The organism is Roseomonas sp. CAU 1739 (assembly GCF_039839775.1).
Classification (GTDB): domain Bacteria; phylum Pseudomonadota; class Alphaproteobacteria; order Acetobacterales; family Acetobacteraceae; genus Neoroseomonas.
This window is the reverse complement of record NZ_JBDOQQ010000004.1, coordinates 1-22,230: the sequence shown is the minus strand read 5'-3', so window position 1 is coordinate 22,230 and position 22,230 is coordinate 1. Positions and strand designations below refer to the sequence as shown.

Below are 22,230 nucleotides of genomic sequence, written 5' to 3'. Positions count from 1 at the left end.
TCACTGCTCCGGCCGGTGGTATTCGGCGAGATGCGCGGTGGAGGCGTCGATGCCGCGCAGGGTGGCGATGCGCTTCACCAGTTCCGACAACCCCTGCAGGCTGACCAGCGCGAAGCCGAGCGGCATCAGCAGCTTGACCGGCCAGCGGATCAGGCCGCCGGCGTTGGGGGACCCTTCCCAGCGGATGAAGGCATCCCAGAAGAACGGCCAGGTCATCCAGGCCAGCAGCAGCATGCCGGGCAGCAGGAAGAAGAGGATGCCGAGGATGTCGATCCACAGGCGCACGCGGGCGGAAACGCTGCCATAGACGAGATCGACGCGGACATGCTCGTTGCGATTCAGAGTATAGGCGGCGCCCAGCATCACCGTGGCGCCGAACAGGTACCACTGCACCTCGAGCCAGGCATTGGAGGACATGGACAGGCCGTAGCGGATGAAGGCATTGCCGGCGCTGATGGCGCAGGCGGCCAGCACCGCCCAGTCGGCGATGCGGCCGAACACCTCGTTCATCGCATCGACGCCGCGGCTGAAGGCGAGCAGCGCGCGCATCTACTGTATGACGGGGCCGGTGTGCGGCCCCCCCTGGCGACGCATGGTGCTCGTCCCCCCCGATCGATCCTGGCAAGTCACGAAGCGCGCCCCTTAGACCCGGCGGCGCGCCGATGCAAACGGCATCGGGCTGGCCGTGTGGGGGTGGGGGGCTCTATCCTCCGTCGGTGACTCGGCACCTTCGCCGTCCATGCTGACGGTCCTTGCTCTGCTGGTCGGACTGCTCGCCGCCCTTGGCCTGGCGGCGCTGCCGTTTGCGCGGGTGGCGGCCGGGGCGCGGCTGGTCCATGGGGCGGTCGCCCTGGCGGGGCTGGTCCTGGTGGCAGGCGGGGTAGGCGGGCTGCTGGGCGGGCCGGCGGTGCTGGACCTGCCCTTCGGGCCACCCTGGGGGCGTGCGCAGCTCGCGCTCGATCCGCTGGCGTCCTGGTTCCTGCTGCCGCTCGGGCTGTCGGTGGCCTGTGCCGGCCAGTTCGCCCTGGGCGGCGTGCATGGGCCGATGGCGCCACGGGAGCTGGTGCCCTGGCCCTTCTTCATCGCCGGCATGGTGCTGACGCTGCTCGCGGCGGATGGCTTCACCCTGCTGCTGGGCTTCGAGGCGATGTCCCTCGCCTCCTGGGCGCTGGTGGCGCATGACCATGGGCGGGCCGAGAACCGCGAGGCGGCGCGCATCTATCTGGGCTTCGCGGGATATGGAGGGCTGGCGCTGGTGCTCGCCTTCGGCGTGCTGGCGGGCGGCGCGGGGGATGTCGCCTTCGCGGCACTGCGGGAGACGCCGCCCGAAGGACTGCGTGCCGTGGCGGTGATGCTGCTTGTCCTCGCCGGCGCGGGGTCCAAGGCCGGGCTGGCACCGCTGCATGTCTGGCTGCCGCTGGCCCATCCGGCGGCACCCAGCCATGTCTCGGCGGTGATGTCGGGGGCGATGACCAAGGTCGCGCTGTATGTGCTGGCGCGCTTCCTGTTCGACCTGATGGGGCCGGCCCAGCCGATCTGGATGGGGGCGCCGCTGATCGCACTGGGCGCCGCTTCGGCGGTGATCGGGGCGCTGCGGGCGAATCTGGAGACCGACACCAAGGTGCTGCTCGCCTGCTCGACCATCGAGAATGTCGGGCTGATCGCCATCGGGCTCGGGCTGGCGGTGGCGTTCCGGGGTGCGGACCTGCCGGCGCTGGCCGCCCTGGCGGGGGGTGCGGCGCTGCTGCACGCGTTGAACCATGCCGTGTTCAAGACGCTGCTGTTCCTCGCGGCGGGCGAGGTGCTGCACGGCGCGCTGTCGCGCCAGATCGACCGGCTGGGGGGCCTGGTCCACCGCATGCCCTGGACCGCCTGGGCGGCACTGGCCGGGGCGATGGCCGCGGCCGCATTGCCGCCACTGTCCGGCTTCGCCTCGGAATGGCTGCTGCTGCAGGCGCTGCTGGCGGCTTGGCGGATCGGCGACATCGCCTTCCAGATGGGGGCCGCGGCGGTGACGGCGCTGGCGGCGCTGGCGGCTGCGCTGGGCGCGGCGGCGATGGTGCGGTTCTGGGGATTGGTCTTTCTCGGCCGGCCGCGCACCCCGCGCGCGGCGGGGGCGGAGGAGGCCGGCGGTGCGGCGCGCTGGGCGCTGGCGGTCCCTGCGGGGCTCTGCTTGCTGCTGGGGCTTGTGCCGGGGCTGATGCTCGACCTCGCCGAGCCGGCATTACGGCTGATGGCCGGCACGGCGGCGCCGCGCGCCAGCTGGGCAGCGATCGGCGCGGCCGAGGGCGGCGCGCGCTACTGGCCACTGGCCGTGGCGTTGCTGCTTGCCGTGGCGATCGGCCTGGTGGTCTGGGCGGTGCGCCGGCGCGCGCCTCCGGGCGTGGTGCGCGGCCCGGCCTGGGATTGCGGCTTCATCGCCGCGCCGCCGCACCTGCCCTTTGGCGACCCCGCCTCCCAGCCCAGCGCCGCGGGCTTCGGCCAGCCCTTGCGGCGAATGCTGGGCCAGGGGCTGCTCGGTGCCTATGAGCGGGTGCGCATGCCGGAGCCCGGCGCGACCGCGCCCGCCACGCTGGAGGCCGGCTTCCGCGACCCGGCGCTGGCCGCCCTGCAGGGCCCGCTGCCACGCTGGCGCGACGCCGCGACCGCACGGGCGGAACGGTTGCGCGACCTGTCGATCCGGCAATGCCTGGGCCTGACATTCGGCGCGGTGGTGATGATGCTGGTGCTGCTCGCCTGGATGGGGGCGCATTGAGATGGCGATGGTCTGGTCCATCCTGGCGCAGGTGCTTCACATCGCGCTGGTGGTCGCCGCAGCGCCGCTGCTGACCGGGCTGGTGCGCTGGCTGAAGGCGCGGATGATGGGCCGACGGGGGCCGCATCCGCTGCAGCCGCTGCGCGACCTCGCCAAGCTGCTGCGCAAGAAGCCGGTGCTGGCGGAGAATGCCTCGGCCGTCTCGCTTGTCGCGCCCTATCTGGCCGCGGGGGCGGCGGTGGCGGCGGCGGTGCTGGTGCCGAGCTTCGCCCGCGGCATGGCGCTGGCGCCGCTCGCCGACCTGATCCTGGTGGCGGGGCTGCTCGCGTTGGGGCGCGTTGCCATGGCACTGGCGGGGATGGATGTCGGCACGCCCTTCGGTGGACTCGGCGCGGCGCGGGAGATGTCCTTCGCCGCCTTCGCCGAACCGGCGCTGGTGGTCGCGGCGCTATCGCTCGCCATCCTGGCGGGAACCACCAATCTCGATGGCATCGCCGGGTCGTTCCGTGACGGCGGGCTCGGGCTGCGCGTCTCGCTCGGCCTGGCGCTGGTCGCGCTGCTGGCGGTCGCCATCGCCGAGAATGCCCGCATCCCCGTGGACAATCCCGCGACGCATCTGGAACTGACCATGGTGCATGAGGCGATGATCCTGGAAGCCTCCGGCCGTCACCTCGCGCTATGGGATTACGCGGCGCAGATGCGTCTGCTGCTGTGGCTGGCGCTGCTGGCGGCGGTGTTCCTGCCGCTGGGGCAGGCGCCGGCCGGGTCGGCGCCGCATCTGTGGGTCGTCGGTCTGGCAGCCTGGGCCGTGAAGATCGGCGGACTCGCGCTGGGGCTGGCCGCCTTCGAGAGTGCGATCGCCAAGATGCGCGTGTTTCGCGTGCCGGAGTTCCTCGGTGCGGCGCTGCTGCTCGGGCTGCTTGGTGCGGTGCTGCTGTTCGTCTCGACGGGGCTGGCGTGAGGTTCGGGCAGCTCACCTACGACCTGTCGCATCTGCTGGGCGGCGCGGTGCTGCTGCTGTCCTTCGTGCTGCTGTACCAGCGGCGCATCGGGGCGGTGATCAACGCCTTCGCTACCCAGGGAACGCTGCTGGCGCTGGCCGCGGCCTGGGCGGCCCATGCGCAGGGGGCACCCGGCCTGTATTTGACCGCGCTGCTGGCGCTCGCGGTGAAAGGGGTGCTGATTCCGTTGGCCCTGCACCGACTGGTGCGGGAGTTGAACCTGCACCGATCGGTGGAAACGGCGCTGGGCATCGGGCTTTCGATGACCGCGGGCGTCGCACTGGTCGGGTTGAGCATCCTGGTGACGCTGCCGGCGACCGAGGGCGTGCGCGCACTGGCGCGGGAGAACCTCGCCCTGGCCATGTCCGTCGTGCTGCTCGGCATGCTGATGATGATCACGCGGCGCAATGCGATCAGCCAGGTGATCGGGCTGCTGTCGCTGGAGAACGGGCTGATCCTCGCCGCGGTGGGCGTCGCCGGCATGCCGCTGGTGGTGGAACTGTCCACCGCCGCGCTGGTGCTGATGCTGGCCATCGTCGCCGGCGTATTCGCCTTCCAGATCCGGGAGCGCTTCGACACGCTCGACACCGGCAGTCTCGAAGAGCATCGCGGGGAACGCCGCTGATGCCGCTGCAATGGGTGATCGTCTTCTGGGCCTGGAGTGGCGCTGTGGCGCTGGCGGCGATCCCCACCCTGCGCCATGCGACCTGGGCCAATGTCGCGGTCAGCGCCGGGACCTTCCTGCTGGCCGTTGCGCTGATCGTCCAGCCATTCGCGCAGCATGGCTGGACGCATACCGATGCGCTGAACCTGCCCTTCATCCTCGTCTCGGCCTTCGTCGGACTGACCACGGCGGTGTTCTCGGCAGCGACGCTCGATGCCGAGGGCTTCGACCATTGGCGCATCCGCGCCTATCACGCCGCCTACCAGATCTTCATGGGCGCGCAGACGCTCGCGCTGCTCGCCGACAATCTCGGCGTCATGTGGGTGGCGATCGAGATCGCGACACTCGCCACCGTGTCGATGGTGGCGGTGCATCGCACGCCGGCGGCGATCGAGGCGGCGTGGAAATTCTTCATCCTGTGCGGCGTGGGCATCGCGCTGGCGCTGTTCGGGACCATCGTGCTGTATCTGGCCGCGCAGCCCCTTCTGGATGAGACGACGGGGCTGTCCTGGACCGCGCTGATGACGGTCGCGGCGCGCTGCGACCCGGCGACACTCAACCTCGCCTTCGCCTTCCTGCTGCTGGGCTATGGCACCAAGGTCGGGCTCGTGCCACTGCATTCCTGGCTGCCGGATGCCCATGCGGAAGGGCCGGTCCCGATCTCGGCGGTGCTGTCGGGTCTGCTGCTGAATGCCGCGATGCTCGCGGTGCTGCGCAGCAAGGCGATTGTCGGCGCGAACCCAGCGGCCATCGCGGCCGGACCCTTCCTGCTGGCGATGGGGCTGGCGACCGTGCTGCTGGCGTCCCTCGCGCTGTGGCGGCGACGCGATGCGCGGCGCTTCTTCGCCTGGTCGTCCATCGAACACATGGGCCTTGCCGCCTTCGCCTTCGGGTTGGGCGGGCCAGTGGCAAACCTCGCGGGGCTGCTGCACCTGATCGGGCATTCGCTGGTGAAAAGCGCGATCTTCTTTGGCGTCGGGCGCGCCTGCCAGGCCAAGGGCAGCCAGAAGATCGCCGATATCGGCGGGCTGGTGGCCACGCATCCGGCGCTGGGCTGGGGGCTGGCACTGGCCATCGCTGCGATCGGCGGGTTGCCGCCGGCCCTGTTGTTCGTCTCGGAGTTCCGGCTGCTGTCGGCGGCGGCAGCGGAGGCGCCGTGGCTCGCCGTCCCGCTGGCAATCGGCATGGTCACCGCGCTGGCCGCGCTGATCACCGTGCTGCAGGGGCTGTGCTTCGGCACGCCGACACCGGATGCGCCGGGCGGTTCGCCCCGTGGCTGGCAGGAGATGGCGGCATCGACGCCGCTCTGGATTCACATGGCGGTGGCGACGGGGCTCGCCCTTGCCATGCCGGCGGGGCTGGCGGCGATGCTTGGCGCCGCCGCGCGGGTGATCGGATGAGCGCGACCGCCCTGATCCGCAGCGGCGCGCCGCAGGGGGCGGTGCCCTTCGAACGCTTCCTGCTGGACGCGGCGGCCTGGGGGCGCCTGCCAACGGCGTTGGTCGACCAGCCGGGACTGGCGCTGCTCGCCCTTTGGGCCGAGCCTGGGCTGGTGCACGCGGCCTTCCTTGACGAAGCGGCCGGCGCGATGCTGCTGGCATCGGCGCCCGCGGAAGGCGGACGCTATGCCGCGCTGTCACCGGCCCGGCCCGGCGCCATCCGCTTCGAGCGTATGATCCGTGATCTCTGGGGACTGGTCGCCGAGAATGCGGTCGATCTGCGCCCATGGCTCGATCATGGGCGCTGGCCGGTGGCGGGGCCGATGTCGGGCGCGCCGGTCGCCCTGCCCGGCGCCGAGCCGCCGCAACCCGAATTCCTGCCCGTCGAAGGCGAAGGCATCCACCAGATCCCGGTGGGCCCGATCCATGCCGGGGTGATCGAGCCCGGTCATTTCCGCTTCCACATCCAGGGCGAGGTCGTGGTCCGGCTGGAGGCGCGGCTCGGCTACAAGCACAAGGGCACGCTGTCGCTGATGCTGGGCAAGTCGCCGCGTGCGGCCGCGGTGTTCCCGGCGCGGCTGTCGGGCGATTCCACGGTGGCCTTCGGCTGGGTCTTCGCCGCGGCGGCCGAAGCGGCGCTGGGTGTGACCGTCCCGCCGCGCGCGATAGCCCTGCGCGCCGTGATGGGCGAGTTGGAACGCATCCACAACCACCTGAACGACTGGGGCTTCATCTGCAACGATGCCGCCTTCGCCTTCCCCCATGCGCGCTGCGGTTTCCTGCGCGAGGGCGTACTGCGCGCCTGCGCTGCCGCCTTCGGGCACCGGCTGATGATGGACCGCGTGCTGCCCGGCGGCGTCGCCACCGACATCGCGCCGGGCGGTGCCGCGGCAATCCTCGCGGCACTCACGGCCATCGAGGCCGAGGTCCCGGCGCTCCTGCGCATCTATGACAGCCACGCCAGCCTGCAGGATCGGGTGGTCGGGACCGGGTTCCTCGATCCTGCCTTCGTGGCGCGCTACGCAGCCGGCGGCTTCGTCGGGCGTGGCTCGGCGCGTGCCTTCGATGCGCGGCTGGCGCCGGGCTACGCGCCCTATGACACCCTGCCACCGGCCATCGCGGTGGAAGCCGGCGGCGATGTCGATGCGCGGCTGCGCGTGCGGGTGGCGGAACTGGTGACCGCGATGGGCCTGGTGCGGCGCCTGCTGTCGGACCTGCCGGGCGGCGAGACCATCGTGCCCCTGCCCTCCCGTGCCGGCGAAGGCGCGGCGCTGGTCGAAGGCTTCCGCGGCGAATGTCTCGCCTGGCTTCGGCTGGATGAGGGCGGGCTGATCCGCGCGATATTCCTGCGCGACCCGTCCTGGCTGCAATGGCCGCTGCTGGAAGCGGCGATCGAGGGCAACATCGTCGCGGACTTCCCGATCTGCAACAAGTCGTTCAACTGTTCCTACAGCGGGGTAGATCTGTGATGGCGCCGCAGGCGGGACCGATAGGGGCGCCGCCCCTCTCTGGCTCTCCCCGCCAAAGGCTCAAGGGCCTCTGGACACCTCGAACTGGTACCGGGCGCCGCTGCCAGGACCCGCACTCATGCAGCAAGCATGCTGCGCAGGGGCGGTACGGTCGTATGGCACGACACCAGGAGATGGCTTTCCAAATGACACTGTCATTTGGCGGGGTGGTTTGGAGGGGCGGCGCCCCTCCAACAGCCGCCCGTCGTCATGGAGCCCGCCCATGACCATCCGCTTCGACGAGACGATCCCCATCCTGCGCATCTTCGACCTCGCCAAGGCGCGCGAATTCTATGTCGATTTCCTTGGCATGAGCTGGGACTGGGAGCACCGCTTCGAACCCGACCTGCCGGTCTTCGCGCAGGTTTCACGCGACGGGCTGCTGCTGTTCCTGAGTGAGCATTTCGGGGACGGCACGCCAGGCGGCAAGGTGATCCTGCGCATGACCGGCCTCGACGGCTTCCATGCTGAACTGACCGCCAAGGCCTATCGCCACGCGCGGCCCGGCATGCATGACCAACCCTGGGGTTGGCGCGACATGATGATCGACGATCCGTTCGGGAACTGCCTGGTCTTCTCCGAACGCATCGCGGAGTGCGACTGATGCTCTGGCCCCGCCTCGCCCGTGCGCTGGTCGGCCGCCCGCTGACCGATCCCGCGCCGGCCCTGTCGCAGCCGACCATCGCCGCCCTGGGCGAACGGCTGGCCGCGACCGCGCGCGCGCGGCTCGGCCGGAGCCTGTCGATCCGGGAGGTGGATAGCGGGTCCTGCAATGGCTGCGAGTTGGAAGTGAATGCGCTGCAGAACGTCGCCTACGACCTGGAGCGCTTCGGACTGCGCTTCGTCGCATCGCCGAAGCATGCCGATGTGCTGCTGGTGACCGGCCCGGCCTGCCGCAACATGGCCGAGGCGATGGAACGCGCGCTCGCCTGCACACCGGAACCGCGCTGGGTGGTCGCCGCTGGCGACTGCGCCGTGGATGGCGGCGTATTCAAGGGCTCCTATGCCGTGCATGGCGGCGTCGGCGCAGTACTGCCTGTCGACCTGCTGATCCCCGGCTGCCCGCCCTCGCCCGAGCAATTGCTCGAGGGACTGCTCGCACTGCTGGAGGCGGAGGCGGCGCCCGTCCGCCCGTAGCACGGCGCGATGTTGCCGGGCCCGGCCGCCAATGCGACGCTGCGCGGCGCGCAAGCCGAGCGCATGGCCGCCGGCGCCGGCACTTGAGGTCGAAGGAAGCCTCCGGCGGCCGATCGAATAAAATCGGCCCGGCCGGATTGCTCCAGCCGGGCCAAAGACCTCGCCTTGCGGAAAGGCCAGTCAGGCGGTGGCCTGCCGGGAATAAGCCACCGCGACAACGGCACGTTCGCAGGCCACGCCTCTCGGCTGCGTGGCAGGATCCTTAATAAACCGCAACGCGCGATGGTTGCAGGACAAGGCACCTATCAACCGCCAGATACAGCCGCACCGTCCCGTTCAGATCAGGCACAATTCCGCCAGTTCGCGGCGCAGGCCAGGCGGCAGGCGATCGAGACCGCGCGCCGCAGGCCGTGCCGTGGCCACGTCGGCGGGTGCTTCATCGGGCTTCAGGTAGCGCCAGCCCTGGAAGGCCTTCATCGGCCGGGCCTCGACCAGGACCAGGGTCGGGTCCAGCAGCAGGGCGGCGCAGGGCGTGTTGTCGTCCCATTGTTCTTCCCGCAGCCCCAGGATGCGCTGGCGCACGCGGACGAAGCCGGCCACCACCCAGTAGATCGAGCCGCCATCGACGATTTCGTCGATACGCTTGGGGAACATGCGCGTCCAGGCGCGCAGCGGCGGGTCGGTGCGCAGCCGTTCCTGCTGCAGCGCCGCCAGAGCGGCGACATCCTTGGGACCGACGGACAGCTTGATGAGGTGCAGCACGATCTATCCATGTCGCTTCGGCGGTCGAGTCGGCAAGGGCCCTGCGTAACCGGATCGTGCCGGCCGGCGAAGGCGCAGATGGAGGGCAGCCGCACCGGCCGGCCCGGAGAGACCATCCACATGGCCAGCGCCGTCGCGCATCGCCCCCTTTCCCGCCCGGCGCGGGACCTCCGGCTGGATATCATCCGCGGCTGGCTGCAGGTGTCGATCTTCGGCGCGCACGCGGTGGGCTCGGCCTTCGGCGCCTTTGGCATCCATGCCGCCTGGGGCCTGTCGGACAGTTCCGAACAGTTCCTGTTTCTGTCCGGCTTCGTGCTGGCGTCGGTGCACACGCTGAAGGCGGGCCGGGAGGGCCAGTTGGCTGCGGCGCGCGATATCTGGCGGCGCGCCGCGCGTCTTTGGCTCGTGCACCTGCTGCTGTTCCTGATGACCGGGGCGCTGATCCTGTGGGCCGATATGGGCATCCCGCTACCCGGCGAGGTTAATCGCCTGGGCTGGCGCATGCTGGCCGAACAACCCCTGATCGCGCTGCCGGGGGCGGCGCTGCTGCTCTACATGCCGGTCTACATGGACATCCTGCCGGTCTTCGTGCTGTCCATGCTGGCGTTGCCGGGGTTCTTGTGGCTGGTCGGGCGGATCGGCGTGGCGGCGCTGATGGCCCCAGCCCTGTTGTGGGGCGGAGTTCAGTTCGGGCTGTGGCACTGGCCGGGTTGGTTGCCGACCGGGCTCGAACCGCTCGCCTGGCAGTTCGTGTTCATGTTGGGCGCCTGGTTCGGACGGCGGGCGTTGCTGACCGGCGCAGCGGTACGCCGGCACATCTGGGCGGTTGCGGCCGCGGCGGCGCTGCTGGGTGCCGGCGTCGCGCTCAGCATCGCCATCCGCATCGACCCTGCGCTCGACTTTCCCCTCATCTGGATCCTGGCGGGCAAGACGCATCTCGGGCCGGTCGCGCTGCTGCACGCACTGGCGCTGGCCTATTTGTTCGCCGTGCTGGTGCCGAAGGACGCGTCCTGGATGCACCAACCGCTGGCGCAGGCCATGGCGGCGGCGGGGCGGCACAGCCTCGAAGTGTTCCGCACCGGGCTGTTCCTGGCCTGGGGCGTCACCGTCGCCTTCCGGGTGGCGCCGGCGTCCTGGTGGCTGGACCCGCTGCTGAGCGTTCTCGGCATCGGCATCCTGCTGGGCCAGGCGCTGCTGATGGATCGCCGGCGCATGACACCCGTGCTGGTGCCGCGATGAGCGCCACCGCCCATCGCCCGCCACTGACGCTGACGCTGCCCTTCATGCCGGCGCCGTGCGGGCCTAGTGTGCGCGCGCAGCACAGGGGGCGCGCCGTGGCCGGCGACAGCGATGGCCGTTGGGAAGCTTGGATGGTCGCGGCGCAGGCGGGCGATGCGCGTGCCTATGACCTGTTGCTGCGCGACTGCCTGCCGCTGCTGCGTGCCGTCGCGCGCCGGCGCATCCGCGACACGCATGAGGCCGAGGACGCGGTGCAGGACACGCTGCTGACCATCCACCGCATGATCGCCGCCTACGACCCCACTCGTCCGCTGCGCCCCTGGATCGTCGCCATCGCCGAGCGCCGCTGCATCGACCGCCTGCGCCGCCGTGGCCGCGGGGCCGGGCGGGAGAGCCCGATCGACGACCACGCGGAGACGCTGGCTGCACCGGCCGGGGAAACCGGGGAGGACCGGATCGCCGGCCGCCAACTGCGCGAGGCGGTCGCCGAATTGCCGGAAAGTCAGCGCACCGCGCTGCGGCTGGCCAAGCTCGAAGACCTGCCGCTCGCCGAGGCCGCACGCCGGTCCGGCCTGTCGGTCGGGGCGCTGAAGGTGGCTACCCACCGCGCCTTGAAGACGCTGCGCCGCCGCCTGGGCGGGGAGGATACGCCGTGAGGACCGAGGATTTGATCGGCCGGCTCGCCACCGAGTTGCGCCCGGTGCGCCGGCTGCCGCCGCCGGGCCTGCGCGCCGCGCTGTGGGTCGGGTTCGCGATGCTGGTGGTGGCGGCCTGTGTCGTTTTCTTCGGCCCTCGCCACGACCTGATGGAACGCATGCAGCGCCCGCATGAGGTCGCGCAATTCGCCTTCACCGTGGCGACCGGCGTGCTGGCGGCGATTGCCGCCTTCGAACTGTCCCTGCCCGACCGGTCGGAACGCTGGGCCTTGCTGCCGTTGCCGACGGCGATCCTGTGGGGCGGCAGCCTCGGCATGGGCTGCCTGGCGGATATGGCGCGGATGGGGCCGGAGGCGCTCGCCCTCGGCACCTCCTGGGGCTGCTTCCGCTTCATCGTGCTGATGGGCGTGCCGCTGGCGGTCTCGTTGGTGTGGATGCTGCGCTATGCCGGCCCGATCCGGCCGGTGCCGGTGGCCGCCCTTGGCGGGCTGGCGGGCGCGGCGCTGTCGGCGGCGGGGCTGTCGCTGTTCCACCACCTGGACGCGGCGCTGATGGTGCTTCTGTGGCATGGCGGCAGCACGCTCCTGGTCGTGTTCGGTTTCCTGATGGCCGGCCGGCGGTGGCGCGATCGTGAAGCGGAGCGCTTCACCGCCGTTTAAGATGAGGCGAAGCACATTGGGGGACCCTGACGCCAAGAGGCCCTCATGCGCGCCTTCATCAACCTATCGGTCGGCCTGAAGCTGCTGACCTCCAGCCTGCTGGCCCTGGTCATGCTGGGTGGCATCGCGGGCACGGTGGCCCTGACCGGGCGCGACCTGTCGCAGACCGTGGCGCGGCAGGCTCAGCTGGGCGAGGCATCGAGGCTCCTGACCGCCGCCATCAGCGCGGCATCGGAAGCGCCGAACCATGTCCAGGCGATGCTGTCCGCCAACCGCGCCGTCGATGTAGAGACGGCGCGCGACCTGGCCGTCGCGTCGCTGGACGCCACTGTCGCTCAGGCGCGCCGGGCCGGCCAGGCCATGGACGACACCTCGGTGCAGTCGCTGCTCAATCGGCTGGTCGGGGCTGCCGAGGACTACGCATCGCTGATCCGCGATCAGGGCAGCCAGCGGAACGCCATCCTGGAGGCGCGCGATGGCGTGTTCCTCGCCCGTGCCGCGGAATACGACCAGGCGTTCGAGGGCGCGAATGCTGCCATCGAGTTCGACCTGTCCGGCGATGCGCGCGAGGATGCGCGGACACGCTTCGTCGCGTTCCACCAGGGCGTGAACGATATGCGGGCCTCGACCCTGCGCTACCTCGCCACGGGGGATGCGGCACAGGCGCAGCGCGCGCGGCGCGCGGCGGCGCAGGCCCGGGTTCATCTGCGCGGCACCATCTCGACCGCCGCATCCCAGCTGCGGGTGAAGGAGGAACTGGAGCGCATTGGCCGGATCGCCGAGCAGGCCGCTGACGGCGCGCTGGCGACAATTGAGCGCGGAACCGCGCTGGCCAGTTTCACGCAGCAAAGGGTGACGGCGGCGCGCGATGCGCTGGTCGCGGCGGTCGAAGCCACCAACACCCGCCTGCACCAGATCGACCGGGAGGCGGGTACGGCCGTCGAGGCCTCGCTCGGCCACCAGACGCGTCTGGTCTTCATCGCGGCCGGCGGTATTGCCCTGGTGCTGCTGTTGTCGGCCTGGGCGTTGGCGCGCAGCGTTTGCGCGCCGCTGCGCCGCATGGCAGGCACAATCGCCGCCATCGCCGCAGGCGAAGCCGCCGTCGCCGTCACCGACCGCGGGCGACGCGACGAGATCGGCCGGATCGCCGATGCGGTGGAGGGGCTGCGCGTCACCGTGGGCGAGGCCTTCAGCCGCGGCCAGATGATTGAGCAATTGCCGCTCGGCGTCTCGGTCGCCGATCCGGCCCAGGCGTTCAGGATCACCTATGCCAATGGCTATGCGCAGGCGCTGCTTCGTTCGTTGAAGGATCATCTCGCAATCGGGGTCGACGACATGGTCGGGCAGAGCATCGACATCTTCGACACGGAATCCGGGCGGGTTCGCGGGCTTCTCGCCGACCCGTCGCACCTGCCGCACAAGACGCGGCTGGCAATTGGGCCGGAGACGCTCGAGCTCAACATCTCGGCCCTCCGCGATGCGCAGGGTCAGTATGTGGGTGCCATGCTGGCCTGGCAGCGGGTGACCGAACAGGCGCGCCTCGCCGATACCTTCGAGGCCGATATCGGCGCGGTGGTCGATTCCGTTGCAACCTCCGCCGGGCAGTTGCAGGACGCCGCGCGCACCCTGACGGATGCGGCAGCGGAGGCCGGGCGGGAGGCGGTCGCCGTCTCCGAGGCAGGCATGCAGGCCAATGCGGACGTGCAGGCGGTGGCGGCGGCCGCCGAGGAGATGGCGGCGTCCGTCGAGGAAATCACCCGTCGCGTTGCCGAGGCGGCGGATGTGGCCCGCCGGGCCGTGGCCGAAGCCAAGGCCACAGATTCAACCGTGCGGGGCCTGGCGGAGGCGGCATCGCGCATCGGCGATGTGGTCCGCCTGATCGGCGAGATCGCCGGCCAGACCAACCTGCTGGCGCTGAACGCCACCATCGAGGCGGCGCGTGCCGGGGAGGCGGGCAAGGGCTTCGCTGTGGTGGCAAGTGAGGTGAAGAACCTTGCCGGCCAGACGGCGAAAGCGACCGAGGAGATCGGCCGCCAGATCAGCGAAATGCAGAGTGCGACGAACCAGGCGGTTGATGCGATCCGTGCCATCGGCACCACCGTCGACCGCACCAGCGACATCGCCACCGCGATCGCCGCGGCGGTCGAGGAACAAGGTGCCACGACCCGAGAGATCGCGCGTTCCGCCGCGCAGGTCGCGGAGGCGACAGGAACGGTGGCGCAGAAGATCGAAGGTATCCGCGCTGCCGCCGATGCGACAGGCGGGTCGGCAGGAGCGGTGCTGCAGGCCTCGGGCGCGCTGTCGGGCGACGCAGCCACGCTGCGGGCGCGCGCCGACGGCTTCCTGCGGGCGGTGCGGGTGGCCTAGGGAGCGGCGGGAAGGCTACGGCCAGCGGCCGTTGAGGGTGTTGAATTGGTGCCCGGGGCTGATTGTTTTGCGCCGCACTGCTAGAGGGCTCTCTCCAGAAGCGGGAGCGCCCCATGAGCTACAAGGTCGCGGTTGTCGGCGCCACCGGTGCGGTGGGGCGCGAAATCATCAAGACGCTCGCCGAACGTGGCTTTCCAGTCAGCGAGGTGGTTGCTCTGGCGTCAGGTCGTTCGGCCGGAGCGGAAATTTCCTTCGGGCCGGACAAGGTCCTGAAGGTGCGAGACCTCGATCGATACGACTTCGCCGGTACGCAGCTGGGGCTGTTCTCGCCTGGCGCGGCGGTATCCGCGGTGCATGCGCCGCGGGCTGCGGCGGCAGGCTGCCTGGTCATCGACAATACCTCCCAGTTCCGCATGGAGCCCGGCGTGCCGCTGGTGGTTCCGGAAGTGAATCCGCTGGCCATCGCCAAGCGACCGAAGAAGGGCATCATTGCCAATCCCAACTGCTCAACCATTCAGATGGTGCTGGTGCTGAAGCCGCTGCATGACCTCGCCAAGGTCAGGCGCGTCGTGGTCGCGACCTACCAATCGGTCTCCGGCGCGGGGAAGGAAGCGATGGACGAGCTGTGGTCCCAGACACGCGGCATCTTCGTCAACGACCCGCCGCTGGCCGAGCAGTTCACCAAGCCCATCGCCTTCAATGTCATCCCGCATATCGACAGCTTCATGGACGATGGCGCGACGAAGGAGGAATGGAAGATGGCGGTGGAGACACGCAAGATCCTGGATCCCGACATCCAGGTCATCGCCACCTGCGTGCGCGTGCCGGTGATGATCGGCCATGGCGAGGCGGTGCATGTTGAATTCGAACGGCCCATCACCGAACGCGAGGCGCGCGAGGCGCTGCGCGGAGCAGCGGGGCTGACGTTGCTCGATACGCGTGACGATGGCGGATATGCGACGCCAATCGAGATCGCCGGGGAGGATGCCGTGTTCGTATCGCGTCTGCGGCGCGATCCGACCGTGGCGAACGGGCTCGCCCTCTGGTGCGTCGCGGACAATCTACGCAAGGGGGCGGCACTGAACGCCGTGCAGATCGCCGAAGAAGTGCTGCGGAACGGCGTGCTCGCCGCGTAGAGCAGGATCCGTTCGTTTTCGCTCACGCCTCCTGCTCCATGCCTTTGTTTGATCGTGTGATTCACGCCTCCGGTGATTCCACCTGCGGCGATCACGCTTCAGGCATCTGGCCCGGGCATGTCGTGGCACGGATTGGCCGTGAACAGATGCGGTAGCGCATGGATCGGCTATCGCGCCGATGTCCATACCTTCCTGGAGGTTGGCGACCGCGTCGCCGCCTTCGGCGGTCTATTCCGGCACCTGCAAGGCGACCGGACATTCAATGTGCCCCGGGCTCGTCCGTCTCCATAAGCTCAGGGACGGCAAGATCACGCGCATGCGGCAAAAAGCCGACACGGTGAAGGTGCGGCAGGCAACTCAGCCCGCGGTCACCGCCGCCACATCCGCCTCGAGGCCGAAGGCCCGCGCGGCATTGGTCGAGACCATCCGGTGAATATCCTCGTCACCATAGCCGAGGTCGAGGCACAGCCGCACGCCGCGCCGCAACCCTTCAAGCGGCGTCAGCGTCCCAGGCTGGCCAAGGTCGGACGCGATGATGGTCTGCCCGATGCCAGCGGCGTCGATCTGACCGCGCAGGGACTCCTCCTCGCACACCTTGAACTTCGAGCCCTCGATGAACATGCAGATGGAATGCTCGACGAAGGCGCCCATCGCGGCGATGCCGCGAACATCATTCAGGCTGGCGCCGACGATCTCCTCGGGATGGGTGAAGACCAGGCGCTTCACGCCGCGCCGCTGCGCTTCCTCGAAGACCAGCCAGGTCTCGCTGACATGGATGTGGCCGCTCGCCAGCGCCATGTCGGTGCGGGCGACGATGTCCAGCACCTCCTTCACATCGTCACGCACCTTGCCATGCGCATCGAGGACGGGCACCGGTGCGGCGGGGCGCATCTTCTGGGTCGAGGCCGGATGCGACCAGTTGGACGTCTTCTCCCAGCGCAGATGGTTCTCCGCCGCCAACGTCGGCATGAACACGATCTTGCCGCCCATCGCCGCATGGTGTTCGACGGCATAGGGGTTCATGCCGCCGACCACGTTGTTGAGCACCAGGCTGGAATAGACCTTGGTGCGCAGATCCGGGTTGTGGCGCGCGATCAACGCGGCGGTCATCACGCCGCTGTAGTCATGATCCTTGGTGATGACCGCGGCGAAGCCGGCCTTCTCGTATTCACGCGCCAGTTCCAGATGGTCGATGGCGCGCGGCGCGATGGACGGGCCGGAATGCACATGCGGATCGACGGCGCCGACCAGGATGCGGTCGATGCGGGCCTCGATGGTATCAGTTGCGGACATGCTCTGCTCCGGAAATATGGGGCGGGGACGAGGGCTCAATCCTGGCCGGGCATCGGATAGTCGTTGGCGTTCAGCACCCAGCCCGGCTTCTCCGAGAAGTCGACGCGCGGGGGTGCGAATATATCGATCAGTTGGTTCACGCCCGCATCGACGCCACGGCTGGTGTGAATCGACGGCGGCGGGATCACGCAGACGGACGGCGCCGCGCAATGGGCGGCCAGATCATCCCGCCACTGCGTCATGTCCACCGTCCAGGGCCAGCGCAGGTGGTGGACGAAGGCGCCGCCCAACGCCAGCGAGCCCTGTTCGAAGTCGTCGTGGTCATGCGGCGACAGCCTCGTGACGTCGCGCGGCCCCTCGTAGGGATCGATGATGTTCACCATCAGCGTGGAGCAGCGGAAGATCCGGCCAAACCGACCGGGCGCCGGCGGCACGTCGAGGCTGTAGGCACGAATGCGGTAACCACCGCGCGGTGCGGGCCAGGGCGCATAGGGCGGCAGGTTCGGATGCGGCGTGGCGTAGGAGGCGGCGTTGACGCAACGCGCCGCCAGATCCTCGGATTGCGTGCTGAAGATGCGCACCACCTCGCCACCCTTCGGCACGGTGACGCTGCTTGCACCCGGCGGCACCACGGCCAGCGAATAGCCGGGCACCTCCACCTGCTGCCCACCCGCCTCGATGATCACCGAGGCGGCGGGGTCCTGCAGCAGTACCACATACTCATCGGGCTGCGCCGCGCGGGACAGCACGGCGCCAGGCTCGGCGCGCGTGTAGGCGATCAGGAAATTCTGGCCGCGGACATACCAGGTACTGCCTTCGGAACCAAGATCCTGCGGGGGTTCTTCATAGAAGCGGGCGATCTCGGCGCCCGCGAATTCCGTCGCGGTGCGCCTGGTATTCGGCGGGCCGGCAAGCGCCGCACGCGGGTCGGAAGCGTCATACATCGCACATCAATCCTGGTCGGTATCGGGGGTGGCGCGAACCGCGCCCGTCATTGGCGCGGTATGTCGGCCTGCGTGACTACCTGAGACCAGCGCGCATGCTCCTGCACGACATAGGCGCGGAAGCTTTCGGGCGTGGTGGCCGTGACGGGCTGCACGCCCAGTTCCAGCAACTTCTCACGGATCTCCGGCAGCGCCACGGTGCGCAGCAGTTCGGCGTTCAACCGGTCCACGATGGGGCGCGGCGTGCGCGCCGGCACTGCAATGCCGTTCCAGGACCGCACGACATAGCCGGGCACGCCGGCCTCCTCCGCCGTCGGCACATCGGGAAGGCCGGAGAAACGCTGCGGCGCGGCCACTGCCAGCACCCGCAGCCGCCCGCCCGTGGCCTGCGGCAGCACCGGCGCCAGGATTTCCGAGGCAAGCTGCACGTCGCCGGTCGCCGTCGCATTCAGCAGATCCGGCGTGGCGCGATAGGGTACGACCACCATCTCGGTCTGCGTCATGCTGCGAAACAGCTCGGCACCCAGATGCTGCGCATTGCCCACCGCGATGGAGCCGAGATTGATGCTGCCCGGCCGCGTGCGCGCCGCCGCGATCACATCGCCCAGCGTGCGATAAGGCGAGTTGGCACCGGTGACGAGCACATGGTCGAAGAAGGACATCTGCCCGACGAATTCCAGGTCGCGCATGATGTCGTAGGGCAGGCGCTGATAGATCGCGCTCGCCGTCGCATCCGTGGTGGTCAGCAGCAGCAGCGTGTAGCCGTCGGGAGCGGCGCGAGCGACGGTCTCGGCCGCGACGATGCCGCCGGCGCTCGGGCGGTTCTCTACCACCACGGTCTGGCCGAGCGCGGTGCCCATCTTCGCCGCAACGAGGCGCGTGGTCAGATCACCCACACCGCCCGGTGCGAAGCCGACGACCCAGCGGATCGGCCGCGACGGCCAGGCTGGCTGTGCCAAGGCCGGCGATGCCAGCAACCCGCACAGCCCTGCGGCCAGCATGGCCCGGCGGGGCGCGAGACCCGCCTTGGCGCGTACGGATCCCGGCGTTTCAGTCCTGTCGTCCTGCATCGCAATTTTCCTCCTGATGGCTCGTCGGTTCGCCCGACGGCTACTGCTTCTCGATCCCAGCGTCCGCGATCACGCGAGCCCAGCGCGCGGCCTCCTCGACGAAGAAGGCGCGGAATTCCTCCGGCGTTGTCGTGCTGGGGCTGACGCCCATGTCGAGCAGCCTGTCGCGCACATCGGGCAGGTCGAGGATACGCTTCAACTCGGTGTTCAGCTTGTCCACGATCGGACGCGGCGTGCGGGCCGCCAGCGCGATGCCGTTCCAGGATCGCACGACGTAGCCCGGCAGGCCGCTTTCGGCGGAGGTCGGGACATCCGGCAGTCGGGCGAAGCGCTCCGGTGCGGCGATGGCGATGGCACGGATGCGCCCGGCGGTGATCTGCGGCAGCGCCGGTGGCAGGATCTCCGAGGCGACCTGCACTTCACCGGTCGCCGTGGCGTTCAGCAGTTCGGGTGTGCTGCGGTAGGTGACGAGCGTGACGTCCTGCAGGCCGAGCATGCTGCGCAGCAGTTCCGCCCCGAGATTCGTCGCATTCCCGACGCTGATCGAGCCGATGTTCAGCTTGCCCGGATTGGCGCGCGCATAGGCCGGCAGGTCGGACAGCTTCTGCACCGGCAGATTCGGCGTCACGGCGATGACATGATCGAAGAAGGACACGCGCGAGACCAGATCGAAGTCGCGCATCGGGTCGAAGGGCAGGCGGTTGTAGAGGTACGGCGCCGTCGCGGTGGTGTTCGTCGCGAGCAGCCAAGTATAGCCGTCCGGCTGCGACCGAGCGACGGATTCCGCCGCGACGATGCTGCCGGCGCCGGGCCGGTTCTCGATCACCACGGGCCGTCCCAACGCTTCCGTCAACTTCGGGCTGATCAGCCGCGCGGTGAGGTCACCCGCGCCGCCCGGACCGAAGCCTACGACAAGGCGCAGCGGGCGATCGGGCCACCCCTGCTGTGCGATCGCGGGGCCGGCGCGCAACAGGGCGGGTGCTGCGAGCAATGCGCCCGCGGCGAAGGCCCGGCGGCGGGACAGGGTGGTAGGGGGAGTGATCCTCTCCGGCATGGTCTCAGCGTTCCTGTGTGATTTGCCCGTCCATCGACGGGATGAATTCGCGCCAATGGTCGGTTCGCAGCGGCATGTCGGCGAAGCTGCGCCGCGCATCGGCAGCGCGGCCGATGATCTGCTCGGCGTCGAGCCCCTTGCGGTTCAGATAGTCTGCGAGCTGTGTCACGGCGTGCGTCAGCACATCGAAGCCGCGCAGCATGACATTCGAGGCGATGCCGACGCCCGAGGCACCCGCCAGCATCATGCGCGCGACGTCCAGCCCATCCTGCGCGCCATTGATGCCGACCAGCGACGCGTCCGGCCCCAGCTTTGCGCGCGACAGTGCGAGCCAATGGCAGGTCAGCGGCAGGTTCCAATATCCGCCGATGCCGAGGCTGGTGCCCAGCATGGGCGCGAGGGTTTCGAGGTCCGGCACCAGGCCGAGCAGCCGCCCGGCCATGACGACGGATTGCGCGCCGGCATCGAAGGCAGCGGCGGCGAGGTCGGGGACGCGCTCGCTCTGCCCCGTGATCTTGATCCACACCGGCAGGGACGTCGTTGCGCGGAGTTGCGTGACGATCTCGCCGACGCGGGCGGGGGAGAGTTCCGTCGCGACGACACCCTTTGCCGCCTGGCTGGCATAGGGCGTGCCAATGTTGAATTCGAGCACGCGCAGGCCGGCCTGCTCGACCTGGCGTGCCATCGCGAGCGCCGGTTCCATGGCGCCGAGGATGAGGCTCGGCACCAGCAGCGCATCCTCGGCCCGCGCCAGGCGATCCAGCGCGACCGCCTGGTCCAGCCAGGCGTCGAAGCGCAGCGGAGAAAGCCCCGAGCGCGTGGCGAGGGTGACCGAACGCGGCGCCTTCTGGTTCCAGGGCACGGGTTGCCAATGTTCATCCAGCGCGACGTATTCGGCGCGTTGCAACTGGTCCTTCGCCGCGTCGGATTCATTGGTGGATTTCACCACCACAGCGCCGGCGCCGGCACGGATCGCCGCACGCACGCCATCCGCATCGACCATGTGCTCGGCTGGCGCGGCGACGACGGGGTTCTTCAGCCGCAACGTGCCGATCGAGACTTCGAGCGACGCGCTCATCAGTCAGCGATCCGATCCAGGAGTATCCGAACGGCTTGGGCCGGCCTGGCCAGTCGAGGCGCCTTGCAGTGCGCCACGGTGTTCAAGGTGATCACAGGACGTTCCCCACATGCGAACATTGTTCTCTCTCTAGGAACCCTGGATCGCATGATGGAGTCAAGCGTCTATACGTTGAAATCCCGCCGGGATTTCTGTGGCACTCGATATATTCCGTGATTACAGAGTCTTATGGCCACCCGCCGCAGAATGGCTTGACAATCCAGGCGGGCATGGCGTTGTTCTCTCATCGCGAACACGAAGGTGATGCCTCCCAATGCGTGAAATCAACGGATCGGCGAGGACCGGCGTACAGGCGGCGGACACCGTGCTGAGCGTGCTCGAGACCGTCGCTTATGCCGACGAACCGATCGGCGTTACCCATGTTGCCAGCGCCGTCGGCATCGCGAAGAGCGCCGCCTTCCGACACCTGCGTACGCTCCTCGATCGCGGCTACCTGGTGCAGGATCCCGCTTCCAGCCGCTTCAGTCTTGGGCCGAAGGTGTCTTTGTTGGCGCGCTTGGCGCCTGGCGGCGATGATCTCGCCGTGGCCATCCAGCCCGCGCTTCGGGAGGCGCGCGACACCTCCGGGCTGAGTGTCGTGCTCAGCACACCGACGCCGCAGGGCGCTTTCGTGCTCACGACAGTCTCGGGTCTGCAGCCGGTAGACATCGGTGTGCGGGTCGGCAGCAGCCTGGCCCTGCACGCGTCGGCGCAGGGCAAGGTGTTCCTGGCCTTCGGGACTCCGGGGTTGCTGAACCGCCTCCTGGCCTCGCCGCCCCCGGCTTTCACCGCTCATACCATCACGGATGCCGCAGCCCTGAGGGCCGAAATCACCCGTGTCCGAGCGCAGGGCTACGCGGTCGCGCCCGAGGAAGTGCTGCTTGGCGTGAATGCATTGGCGGCACCGGTGCTTGATCCGAATGGCGTCATTGTTGCCGCGGTGGCGCTGGTTGGTTCCATTCAACACATCGCTGTGCAACCCAGCACGCAGTTGGTGAAGATCGTGCAGGATCTCGCACGACGTGCCGAGCGCCTCATTCTGAAATCCGCCGACTGATTGGACTGGGCCGTCGAGCGAACCAGCTATTGGGCGTTTGGGAATGGGTGGCCTATGCCACGTGCAGTGTAGCGGTCTTGATCGGCTCTGACCCTGCCACTTGGATGCCCTTGTTCATGATCAGAGTCTGTTCTCCGTTAGCCCGGATGGCCGGCTCGGCTGATGTGATGAGCGCTCCGGAGCCCGGACATGCAAAAGGCCCGAGGGCTACTGCCGTCGGGCCTGATCTGTTCGTTGGTTCGGTCAAGCTGGATGCGGGGACAGGATTTGAACCTGTGACCTTCAGGTTATGAGCCTGACGAGCTACCGGGCTGCTCCACCCCGCGGTGGTGATGGGTGTCCTTGGTGGGGGGGTTAGATGATCCCGCCAGG

At 69.3% G+C, this 22,230-nt stretch carries 20 protein-coding genes and 1 tRNA gene; 13 read left to right on the top strand and 8 right to left on the bottom strand.

The window, feature by feature from the left end:
* Complete coding sequence (locus AAFN86_RS08585; RefSeq protein WP_347542883.1) at positions 1 to 549, bottom strand: TRAP transporter small permease subunit; 549 nt, start codon at positions 547 to 549, stop codon at positions 1 to 3.
* Between the two features lie 190 nt (positions 550 to 739).
* Between AAFN86_RS08585 and AAFN86_RS08580 the strand changes: the two genes are divergently transcribed.
* The 7 genes from AAFN86_RS08580 (at position 740) to AAFN86_RS08550 (ending at position 8,504) form a co-directional block, all read left to right on the top strand.
* Positions 740 to 2,755 (top strand): proton-conducting transporter membrane subunit, encoded by a 2,016-nt coding sequence (locus tag AAFN86_RS08580; protein WP_347542882.1) that lies wholly within the window; start codon positions 740 to 742, stop codon positions 2,753 to 2,755.
* 7 nt (positions 2,756 to 2,762) lie between these two features.
* A complete protein-coding gene (locus AAFN86_RS08575) occupies positions 2,763 to 3,716 on the top strand; it encodes an NADH-quinone oxidoreductase subunit H (protein ID WP_347542881.1) in 954 nt (317 codons plus the stop codon).
* Positions 3,713 to 4,381, top strand: coding sequence for a hydrogenase-4 component E (locus AAFN86_RS08570; protein ID WP_347542880.1), 669 nt, complete (start codon positions 3,713 to 3,715; stop codon positions 4,379 to 4,381). The genes AAFN86_RS08575 and AAFN86_RS08570 overlap by 4 nt, the downstream gene beginning before the upstream one ends.
* Complete coding sequence (locus AAFN86_RS08565; protein ID WP_347542879.1) at positions 4,381 to 5,820, top strand: hydrogenase 4 subunit F; 1,440 nt, start codon at positions 4,381 to 4,383, stop codon at positions 5,818 to 5,820. Before AAFN86_RS08570 ends, AAFN86_RS08565 begins: the two co-directional genes overlap by 1 nt.
* Positions 5,817 to 7,328, top strand: coding sequence for a hydrogenase expression protein HypE (locus tag AAFN86_RS08560; protein WP_347542878.1), 1,512 nt, complete (start codon positions 5,817 to 5,819; stop codon positions 7,326 to 7,328). Before AAFN86_RS08565 ends, AAFN86_RS08560 begins: the two co-directional genes overlap by 4 nt.
* A 262-nt stretch (positions 7,329 to 7,590) precedes the next feature.
* Complete coding sequence (locus AAFN86_RS08555) at positions 7,591 to 7,971, top strand: glyoxalase superfamily protein (protein ID WP_347542877.1); 381 nt, start codon at positions 7,591 to 7,593, stop codon at positions 7,969 to 7,971.
* Positions 7,971 to 8,504 (top strand): NADH-quinone oxidoreductase subunit NuoB, encoded by a 534-nt coding sequence (locus tag AAFN86_RS08550; RefSeq protein WP_347542876.1) that lies wholly within the window; start codon positions 7,971 to 7,973, stop codon positions 8,502 to 8,504. Before AAFN86_RS08555 ends, AAFN86_RS08550 begins: the two co-directional genes overlap by 1 nt.
* 336 nt (positions 8,505 to 8,840) lie before the next feature.
* Here the strand turns inward: AAFN86_RS08550 and AAFN86_RS08545 are convergent, their stop codons facing one another.
* The gene (locus AAFN86_RS08545; protein ID WP_347542875.1) at positions 8,841 to 9,266 is read right to left on the bottom strand and encodes a DUF1489 domain-containing protein; all 426 of its coding nucleotides are present in this window, start codon (positions 9,264 to 9,266) and stop codon (positions 8,841 to 8,843) included.
* Positions 9,267 to 9,386: 120 nt separating this feature from the next.
* Between AAFN86_RS08545 and opgC the strand changes: the two genes are divergently transcribed.
* The 5 genes from opgC (at position 9,387) to AAFN86_RS08520 (ending at position 15,323) form a co-directional block, all read left to right on the top strand.
* A complete protein-coding gene (opgC, locus tag AAFN86_RS08540; protein WP_347542874.1) occupies positions 9,387 to 10,505 on the top strand; it encodes an OpgC domain-containing protein in 1,119 nt (372 codons plus the stop codon).
* Entirely contained in the window at positions 10,502 to 11,161 is a 660-nt protein-coding gene (locus AAFN86_RS08535) for a sigma-70 family RNA polymerase sigma factor (RefSeq protein WP_347542873.1), read from the top strand. The genes opgC and AAFN86_RS08535 overlap by 4 nt, the downstream gene beginning before the upstream one ends.
* A complete protein-coding gene (locus AAFN86_RS08530; RefSeq protein WP_347542872.1) occupies positions 11,158 to 11,820 on the top strand; it encodes a DUF1109 domain-containing protein in 663 nt (220 codons plus the stop codon). The genes AAFN86_RS08535 and AAFN86_RS08530 overlap by 4 nt, the downstream gene beginning before the upstream one ends.
* 45 nt (positions 11,821 to 11,865) lie before the next feature.
* Complete coding sequence (locus tag AAFN86_RS08525) at positions 11,866 to 14,187, top strand: methyl-accepting chemotaxis protein (RefSeq protein ID WP_347542871.1); 2,322 nt, start codon at positions 11,866 to 11,868, stop codon at positions 14,185 to 14,187.
* A 113-nt stretch (positions 14,188 to 14,300) separates the two neighbouring features.
* Complete coding sequence (locus AAFN86_RS08520; RefSeq protein WP_347542870.1) at positions 14,301 to 15,323, top strand: aspartate-semialdehyde dehydrogenase; 1,023 nt, start codon at positions 14,301 to 14,303, stop codon at positions 15,321 to 15,323.
* A 357-nt stretch (positions 15,324 to 15,680) separates the two neighbouring features.
* On the opposite strand, the gene AAFN86_RS08515 is transcribed toward AAFN86_RS08520, so the two are convergent.
* The 5 genes from AAFN86_RS08515 to AAFN86_RS08495 are packed head-to-tail and all read right to left on the bottom strand — an operon-like array spanning position 15,681 to position 20,762.
* On the bottom strand, positions 15,681 to 16,616 hold the full coding sequence (locus AAFN86_RS08515) for a DUF6282 family protein (RefSeq protein WP_347542869.1): 936 nt from the start codon (positions 16,614 to 16,616) through the stop codon (positions 15,681 to 15,683).
* Between the two features lie 35 nt (positions 16,617 to 16,651).
* A complete protein-coding gene (locus AAFN86_RS08510) occupies positions 16,652 to 17,560 on the bottom strand; it encodes a hypothetical protein (protein WP_347542868.1) in 909 nt (302 codons plus the stop codon).
* A gap of 47 nt (positions 17,561 to 17,607) precedes the next feature.
* Complete coding sequence (locus AAFN86_RS08505; protein WP_347542867.1) at positions 17,608 to 18,630, bottom strand: tripartite tricarboxylate transporter substrate-binding protein; 1,023 nt, start codon at positions 18,628 to 18,630, stop codon at positions 17,608 to 17,610.
* Between the two features lie 40 nt (positions 18,631 to 18,670).
* Entirely contained in the window at positions 18,671 to 19,684 is a 1,014-nt protein-coding gene (locus AAFN86_RS08500; protein WP_347542866.1) for a tripartite tricarboxylate transporter substrate binding protein, read from the bottom strand.
* A gap of 4 nt (positions 19,685 to 19,688) precedes the next feature.
* Positions 19,689 to 20,762 (bottom strand): dihydroorotate dehydrogenase, encoded by a 1,074-nt coding sequence (locus AAFN86_RS08495; RefSeq protein ID WP_347542865.1) that lies wholly within the window; start codon positions 20,760 to 20,762, stop codon positions 19,689 to 19,691.
* Positions 20,763 to 21,075: 313 nt separating this feature from the next.
* Here AAFN86_RS08495 and AAFN86_RS08490 point away from each other — a divergent pair, with 313 nt between their 5' ends.
* Positions 21,076 to 21,858: an IclR family transcriptional regulator gene (locus AAFN86_RS08490; RefSeq protein ID WP_347542864.1), complete on the top strand. Its 783-nt coding sequence runs from the start codon at positions 21,076 to 21,078 to the stop codon at positions 21,856 to 21,858.
* Between the two features lie 249 nt (positions 21,859 to 22,107).
* On the opposite strand, the gene AAFN86_RS08485 is transcribed toward AAFN86_RS08490, so the two are convergent.
* Positions 22,108 to 22,184 (bottom strand) — tRNA-Met (locus AAFN86_RS08485).
* Positions 22,185 to 22,230 lie beyond the last annotated feature (46 nt).